Raw genomic sequence first — 1,890 nt, 5'->3', positions numbered from 1 at the left:
AACATCGTGACGCGCGGAGCGGAACTGATCAGTGCTTGACCGTCGCCGAAATGTCCGACTGGTTCTGCGCGACTGGGCGCGCCATTTCAGAACTCCCGAGTTGCACCAGCTTAGTGTGCCAACCCGGACCGGGGATTCGCGATGCCGAGGGAGTCGAGGATGTGCACGGCGTCGTCGGTGAGGGGATCGAAGGCGGTGTGTTCGTGGCCGGCGATCGTGATGGTGACTTCCTGCAGTGGACGCAGGGTCCGCACGATCTTCCGGATCGACATCCCGGTCGCGTCCTGCAGGTAGCGTGAGATCGCCAGTGCGGTGAACACGATGGTCAGGTGCGCTTCGATCGAATCGCGGGTGTGACTGAAGATCGGGCGGGCCCGCAGGTCTGTCTTCGACATCCGAAACGACTGCTCGACGTGCCACAGATCGTGATACTTCGCCATCACCTCCTGCGGATCCATCAGCGAGACAGGCAGGTTGGTCACGTAGCCCTTTCAGGCCGATAAGGGAACGCGCCCGGGCCAGAGCATCGGTATCGAGCGACTTGCCCTTCGTGGTGCTCTTGACGAACCGCGGTGTTCGGGCAGCACGGGTGCCGTCGACGACCTCCCGGGCGCGGGCTTCCTGCGCGTTGAGTGTCTGGTTGTCCCGCACGGCACGCTTGGTCGAGTACGCCCAGATCGCCCGCCACGCTGAGGTGTCGGCCGGCTCCCACACCGGTTCGCTGCGACGAGTGAGGTTGTTGACCACGGTTTTGGCGTGCCGTGGAGTGACCGTGTCGATGACCTGCCCGTCGGTGAACACGTCGCCGTTCCAGTGGAAATGACTGGCCAGATCCGCCGGGGCCTTCGTCACCCTCGAGCCGACGATGAACTTCAGGCCAGCGGCATCGAGGTCCTTCAGGTTCGTCGACGACAGCATCCCGGCGTCGGCGGCGATGACCATCTCCACACCGTCGATATTGTGGCGGGCCTGGAACTGCCGCACGATGGGCACGATGGTGCGGGTCTCGGCGTGGTTTCCTTCGAAACACCCTATTTCCAACGGAAATCCGGTGCGGTCGACGAGCAGCCCGACGACGATCTGCGGGTCCACCCGGCGTTCCTTGGAGTATCCGACCTTGCGGAGCTCGTCTTCCTTCTCGGCTTCGAAGTACAAGGTGGTCACGTCGTAGAGCAGCAGGTTCAGATCTCCTGCGGTGGCGGCGTGCTCGAAGCAGCGTCGTGCGATGTTGTCGCGGTAACCGTGGGCGGTGCACCGTTGCAGGGTCCGCACGAAGGTGTTGCGGTGGGCCGGGGCGATCCCGATCTCGCGCAGCACTCTGCCCGCATCCGCAACCGATGTCGGTTCGACGATGCGGGCTGTCACGAGCTGGAAGAACGCCTCGTTGTCGACCACATCGAAGCCGAGACGTCGCCAGGCCGCAGCGATGACCTCGATCAACCACCGAGACCGCTTCCCGGTGATCGTCGGTGCCGAGCAGGTGGTGGTGCCGAGGTCGAGGTCGAGTTCCTGCTGGCCGGCGAGCAATTTCTCCCGCGCCGCCTCGAGCAGGGCGGCGAGTTCGCTGTCGGTGTGGGCCGATCCGAGGTGCTCGAGCACCTTGTCCCGGCGGCCCTGCTTGGCCGCGATCTGCACCGCGGTTGCTCCCGAGGCGGTGCGGACTTTACGGATGTAGGCGGCCACGGGCCAAAAGTCTACCGAGCCGTTAGTGTGCCATTTTCCAAACACGCACCGCTGCTACCTGCACAGATACACCGGACCGCCCCGCAAGCAGGCTTACCTGGTGCAACTCAGGTCACTGACTACCGTCGCTGACGTATAGCGACCGCTCCGATTCGGTTCCCAGGCGACGGCACCATGCCGCGAGGCATTGCGGCCGCAACTGTTGAC

General features: G+C 64.2%; 1 pseudogene. It reads right to left on the bottom strand.

The window, feature by feature from the left end:
* Positions 1-110: 110 nt before the first annotated feature.
* A pseudogene (locus ACLBYD_RS30670) lies at positions 111-1,683 on the bottom strand (IS1634 family transposase).
* Between the last annotated feature and the right edge of the window lie 207 nt (positions 1,684-1,890).

It is taken from the genome of Rhodococcus sp. C26F (assembly GCF_053345925.1).
Note: the sequence above shows the minus strand (reverse complement) of the source record. Positions and strands in the feature narration are given on the sequence as shown.